This window comes from Nocardia sp. NPDC058480, assembly GCF_042720495.1.
Lineage (GTDB): Bacteria > Actinomycetota > Actinomycetes > Mycobacteriales > Mycobacteriaceae > Nocardia.
Genome location: NZ_JBHXMN010000032.1, coordinates 1 through 5,475, shown reverse-complemented (window position 1 = coordinate 5,475; position 5,475 = coordinate 1). Strand labels below are relative to the sequence as shown.

At 67.6% G+C, this 5,475-nt stretch carries 6 protein-coding genes; 5 read left to right on the top strand and 1 reads right to left on the bottom strand.

Features of this window, described 5'->3' with window-relative positions; all coding sequences use genetic code 11:
* Positions 1 to 260: 260 nt before the first annotated feature.
* The 5 genes from ACFWO8_RS33075 to ACFWO8_RS33055 are packed head-to-tail and all read left to right on the top strand — an operon-like array spanning position 261 to position 4,884.
* Positions 261 to 1,145 (top strand): metal ABC transporter solute-binding protein, Zn/Mn family, encoded by an 885-nt coding sequence (locus tag ACFWO8_RS33075; protein ID WP_378974728.1) that lies wholly within the window; start codon positions 261 to 263, stop codon positions 1,143 to 1,145.
* Between the two features lie 8 nt (positions 1,146 to 1,153).
* A complete protein-coding gene (locus ACFWO8_RS33070) occupies positions 1,154 to 2,002 on the top strand; it encodes a metal ABC transporter ATP-binding protein (RefSeq protein ID WP_378974724.1) in 849 nt (282 codons plus the stop codon).
* The gene (locus ACFWO8_RS33065; protein WP_378974718.1) at positions 2,002 to 2,868 is read left to right on the top strand and encodes a metal ABC transporter permease; all 867 of its coding nucleotides are present in this window, start codon (positions 2,002 to 2,004) and stop codon (positions 2,866 to 2,868) included. The genes ACFWO8_RS33070 and ACFWO8_RS33065 overlap by 1 nt, the downstream gene beginning before the upstream one ends.
* Positions 2,869 to 2,890: 22 nt before the next feature.
* Positions 2,891 to 4,066 carry an acyl-CoA dehydrogenase family protein gene (locus ACFWO8_RS33060; RefSeq protein WP_378974715.1) on the top strand — a complete coding sequence of 392 codons (1,176 nt, stop codon included), beginning with the start codon at positions 2,891 to 2,893 and terminating at the stop codon, positions 4,064 to 4,066.
* A gap of 14 nt (positions 4,067 to 4,080) precedes the next feature.
* Entirely contained in the window at positions 4,081 to 4,884 is an 804-nt protein-coding gene (locus ACFWO8_RS33055) for an enoyl-CoA hydratase/isomerase family protein (protein ID WP_378974712.1), read from the top strand.
* Positions 4,885 to 4,886: 2 nt separating this feature from the next.
* Here the strand turns inward: ACFWO8_RS33055 and ACFWO8_RS33050 are convergent, their stop codons facing one another.
* On the bottom strand, positions 4,887 to 5,165 hold the full coding sequence (locus tag ACFWO8_RS33050; RefSeq protein ID WP_378974709.1) for a DUF4190 domain-containing protein: 279 nt from the start codon (positions 5,163 to 5,165) through the stop codon (positions 4,887 to 4,889).
* Between the last annotated feature and the right edge of the window lie 310 nt (positions 5,166 to 5,475).

Sequence of the window (5,475 nt, the reverse complement as noted above, 5' to 3'; positions counted from 1 at the left end):
GGCCACGAAGTGGCCGGTCCGCGGCCGGGTCGCCGATCAGGGCTCGAAAGCGCTGAGCCGAAGGCTCTAGTCTCGAGCCCTGATCGGCGGCCCCTCAGGGCCGCGGACACGCGCGCGCCAGCGCGCCAATAAACACAGCGTCCAACCGTCTGGGACTACCGAACAATTCGATCCCGGCACATACCCACGCGCACACCCTGCTAATCTAAAACGGTAACGATTTCCATTACGATCTACAGCTTGCCCGCCAGGAGTGCCGCGTGAACCCTCGATTCGCCCGCTTGTTCGCCGGTCTCACGGCAGGAGTGGCGGCCGTGGTCGTCCTCAGCGCCTGTGGCACCAGCTCCACCGATTCCGGTACCCCGCAGATCGTCGCCTCCACCAATGTGTGGGGTTCGGTCGCGACCGCCGTCGCCGGGCCGGATGCGCAAGTGACCTCGATCATCAGCGATCCCGCCGCCGACCCGCATTCGTTCGAGACCTCGGCCACCGACACCGCCAAGATCAGCGACGCGGATCTGGTCGTGTTCAACGGCGGCCACTACGACGAGTTCATCGAGAAGGCCATCTCGGGTAAGGACAAGCGGACCGTCGAGGCCTTCGAACAGCGCGTGAACAAGGGCGACGAGAACGAGCACGTCTGGTACGACGTGAGCACCGTCGCCGCCGTCGCCGACCAGATCGCCGCCGAACTCGGCCAGGTCGACGCGGCCCACGCGAATGCCTACACCGAGCGCGCGGTCGCCTTCAAGAATCAGCTGATCGGCGTCAGCACCATCACCGGCACCATCGCCACCCAGACACCGAACGCGCCGGTCGCCCAGTCCGAGCCGCTCGCGCACTACCTGCTGCTGGCCGCGACCGCGCAGGACAAGACCCCGCGCGAGTTCCAGGAAGCGATCGAGCAGGAGACCGACCCGGCCCCGGCCGCCGTCGCCGCCACCCGCGACCTGATCACCGGCAAGCAGGTGAAGGCGCTGATCTACAACTCCCAGACCGAGGACAAGATCACCCAGGACCTGCGGGCCACCGCGCAGTCCGCGGGCATCGCTGTTGTCGAGGTCACCGAAACCCTGCCCGCTGGAATGGATTACATCCAGTGGCAGACCGCCAACGCCAAGGCGCTAGCCGCGGCCCTGCGCTGAGGACATCCATGACCGAAGCCACCGCACTGTCGGAATCCACCACCGCGCGCGACGTCGATGCCGCCGACGCGGCGATCCGGCTGCGCGCGGCGACCATGGCCTTCGGCGACCGCACCCTCTGGCATGACCTCGACCTCGACGTGCGACCGGGTGAGTTCATCGCCGTCCTCGGACCCAACGGCTCGGGCAAGACCTCGCTGCTGCGGGTACTGCTCGGCACGCTCGGCTTGAGCTCGGGCAGCGCGCAGATCGCCGGACGGCGCGCCGGGGTCGGCAATCCGGGCATCGGCTATATCCCGCAGCAGAAGACCATCGACGCCGGCGTGCAGCTGCGCGGGGTGGACCTGGTGGGACTCGGCGTGGACGGGCACCGGTGGGGGCTCGGCTGGCGTGGTCGACGCAGCCGGGCCGAGAAGGTCGACAGCGCCATCGCCGCGGTGGGTGCCGGGTCGTTCGCGCACGCGCCGCTGGAGACGTTGTCCGGTGGTGAGCAGCAGCGGTTGCGGGTCGCGCAGGCGCTGGTCGGCGACCCGTCGGTGCTGCTGTGTGACGAACCGCTACTGAGCCTGGACATGGCGAATCAGCGGCTGGTGGCCGAGCTGGTCGACAAACGCCGCCGCGAACACGACACGGCGGTGCTGTTCGTGACGCACGAGATCAATCCGATCCTGCCGCTGGTGGATCGGGTGCTGTATCTGGTCGACGGCGGGTTCCGGATCGGCACGCCCGATGAGGTGATGACATCGGCGACGCTGTCGGAGTTGTACGGCACCGAAGTCGAGGTGTTGCGGGTGCGCGGGCGCCTGGTTGTGGTCGGCACCGGTGACGACATGGACGCGCTGGGCGGTACTGCCTGATGGACAAGCTCACCAAGGTGTTCGAGCAGATGTTCAACTTCGGCACCACCGCGAATCTGCTCAACTATGACTTCGTGCAGCAGGCGCTGCTGGCGAGTGCCCTGCTGGGGTTGCTGGCCGGGCTGATCGGGCCGCTGATCGTCGCCAGGCAGATGTCGTTCGCGGTACACGGGACCAGCGAGCTGTCGCTGACCGGAGCGTCGGCGGCGCTACTCGTCGGTGTCGGGGTCGGATTCGGGGCGATCGCCGGTTCGGTGGTCGCGGCGGTTCTGTTCGGGTGGCTGGGTTCTCGTGCGCGCGAACGCGATTCGGTGATCGCGGTGGTGCTGTCGTTCGGGCTCGGGTTATCGGTGCTGTTCCTGTGGCTCGCACCGGAGCGGGCCGGGTCGAAGTTCTCGCTGCTCACCGGGCAGGTCGCCGGAGTCGGCTATGACGGGCTCGCGTTGCTGGTCACGTGTACCGCGGGCGTGCTCGCCGTACTGGCTGTGGTGTATCGGCCGTTGCTGTTCGCCAGTTCCGATCCCGAGGTCGCGATCGCGCGTGGGGTGCCGGTGCGGGCACTGTCGGTGGTGTTCGCGGTACTGCTCGGCATCACCGCCGCGTTCGGGGTGCAGATCGTCGGCGCACTGCTGGTGCTCGCGTTGCTGATCACACCCGCCGCGGCGGCCGCGCAGGTGACCTCGAGCCCGATGCGCGCGACCGTGCTTTCGGTGATCTTCGCCGAGATCGCCGCGGTCGGCGGGCTGCTGCTGTCGCTGGCACCCGGCGTTCCGGTGTCGACCTTCGTCACCGCGATCTCGTTCAGCATCTACCTGGTGTGCCGGGTAGTCGGACATCGCAATCGGCAACTCGCACACGCGCGCTGAACCGATAGAACACAATCGATTCATGATCGATTTCTCTGTGCCGGACGATCTCGCCGCCCTGCGTGATCGGGTTCGGAACTTCGTCGTCGAGCAGATCGTGCCGTTCGAGCGCGATCCCCGGCTCACCGCGCACGGCCCGACCGACGAATTGCGGGCCGAACTGGTTGAGCTGGCCCGCACCGAGAAGCTGCTCACTGTGCAGGCGCCGGTGGAATACGGCGGGCTCGGACTCAGCCACGTCGAGCAGGCGCTGGTGTACGAGGCGGCGGGTTGGTCGACGCTCGGGCCGGTCGCCATGAACTGCGCCGCGCCCGACGAGGGGAACATGTTCCTGCTCGGTAAGATCGCCGATCCGGAACAGATCGACCAGTACCTGATGCCGGTGATCCGGGGCGAGCAGCGCTCGGTTTTCGCGATGACCGAACCCGGAGGGGCCGGGTCGGATCCCGGGCAGCTCAGCACCGAGGCGATCTTCGACGGCGAGAACTTCGTGATCAACGGTCTCAAATGGTTGATCACCGGGGCCGACGGCGCCAAGACCTGGATCATCATGGCCCTGCTCGCCGAGAACCCGCACCTGCCCGCCGGGCCGACCCTGTTCATCACCTCCGGTGACGAGCCGGGCATCGTGATCGAGCGGATCATGAACACGATGGACCGCAATTACGTCGGCGGGCACGCGGTGGTGCGGTTCGACAACCTCACGCTGCCGCCGACGGCCGTGCTCGGCCGCACCGGACAGGCCCTGCGGTACGCGCAATTGCGGCTGGCACCCGCCCGGCTGACCCACTGCATGCGCTGGCTCGGCGCCGCCGCCCGTGCCCAGTCCATCGCGCTGGACTACGCGCGCACCCGCACCGCCTTCGGCAAGCCGATCGGCGAACACGAGGGCGTGTCGTTCATGCTCGCCGACAACGAGGTGGCGCTGCACCAGTGCAGGCTGACCATCTGGCACGCCTGCTGGCTGATGGACCAGGGGCAGCAGGCCAGACACGAGTCGTCGATGGCCAAGTCGTACGTGTCCGAGGAGCTGTTCAAGGTCACCGACCGGTGTGTGCAGGTACTCGGCGGAATCGGGATCAGCGACGAAACGGTGGTGGAGATGTTGTTCCGGGATATGCGCGCATTCCGGCTCTACGACGGACCGACGGAAGTGCACAAGTATGCGATCGGCAGACACTTGCTGGCCGGTCGCTAGTACGATTCGATCCCATGAGTTCGGAATTGCTCGTCGATGTCGAAGGCGGCGTCGCCTTGCTGACGCTCAACCGACCTGCCAAGCAGAACGCCGTCACCCCGACGATGGCCGCCGAGCTGAGCGCCGCGCTACGACGCTGCGATATCGAGGACGCGATCCGCGCCGTGGTGATTACCGGCACTGCACCGGCCTTCTGCGCGGGCGCGGATCTGGCCGCGCGCGGTGGCGACGTGAGCGCGACGCTCGATCCGCCGCCCTGGCAGGTTCGCAAGCCGGTGATCGCGGCGGTGAACGGGCACGCGGTCGGCATCGGTCTGGCGCTGGCCTTGCAGTGTGACCTGCGGTATTTCGCTCGCGACGCGGTGTACGGGCTGAACCAGGTGCGTCGCGGGGTGCTCGCCGACGGGTTCGCGCACTGGACGGTGCCGCGATTGGCCGGGTTGGCCAACGCCGCCGACATCATGCTCACCGGGCGCACGTTCGACGGTGACGAAGCCAAGTCCCTCGGCCTGGCCAATGCCGCGCTGCCCGCCGACGAGATCCTGATGACGGCGATGGCGGTGGCGCACGATATCGCCACCGGCACCGCTCCCCTGCCGGTCGCGCTGACCAAGCGGCTGATCTGGGAGAGCCTCGGCATGACGCCCACGGTGGTCGGGCAGCTCGAATCCGAGCTCAACGCGCAGGTTGCCAAGAGCGTCGACGGTGGCGAGGCGATGGTGGCGTTCAAGGAACGTCGCCCGCCGAACTGGACCGGCAGCGTCAGCGACGAATGGCCGGCCTGGGACGCTCCCGGCGAGCGCCCGAGCCTGGACTGAACTCAGAAGTTCCCGTTGCAGGACCCGGCTAGATACAGCAGCGCCAAGAGCAGCATGCAGATGGTGCCGAAGATGCCGGCGATATAGCCGATCACCACCTGTGAGCGGCCACTGAGCGCGCCGTAGGACGCGTCGATCTCATTGAGTGCCCGCTTGCCGAGCACCCACGCGACCGGCCCGAAGATCCCGCAGCAGAACGGGCTGAGCAGCCCGAGGACAAGGATCAGGTTGGCCTGCGGGTGCTCGACCGTCTCACCGATCGGCTGATTAGGGATCGCCACCCGTCGAATCTTACTGTGCCGGAGGGCCGCTGACGCGAACTACGCACCCACCCGCACGCCCCCAAATCCGCCACGCCCACACCCCAGCCACACCGCACACCCCGAAGACCACACCCCTACCGCACCACCAGCCCCACCGCACACCCCGAAGACCACACCCCTACCGCACCACCAGCCCCACCGTGCACCCCCGAAGACCACAGCCCTACCGCACTACCAGCCCCACCGTGCACCCCCGAAGACCACAGCCCTACCGCACTACCAGCCCCACCGTGCACCCCCGAAGACCACAGCCCTACCGCACTACCAG

What these genes read in the sequence shown, in the direction of transcription:
- ACFWO8_RS33070 (WP_378974724.1), top strand. Translation starts at nt 1,154, where the DNA reads ATGACCGAAGCCACCGCACTGTCGGAATCCACCACCGCGCGCGACGTC.
- ACFWO8_RS33065 (WP_378974718.1), top strand. Translation starts at nt 2,002, where the DNA reads ATGGACAAGCTCACCAAGGTGTTCGAGCAGATGTTCAACTTCGGCACC.
- ACFWO8_RS33060 (WP_378974715.1), top strand. Translation starts at nt 2,891, where the DNA reads ATGATCGATTTCTCTGTGCCGGACGATCTCGCCGCCCTGCGTGATCGG.
- ACFWO8_RS33055 (WP_378974712.1), top strand. Translation starts at nt 4,081, where the DNA reads ATGAGTTCGGAATTGCTCGTCGATGTCGAAGGCGGCGTCGCCTTGCTG.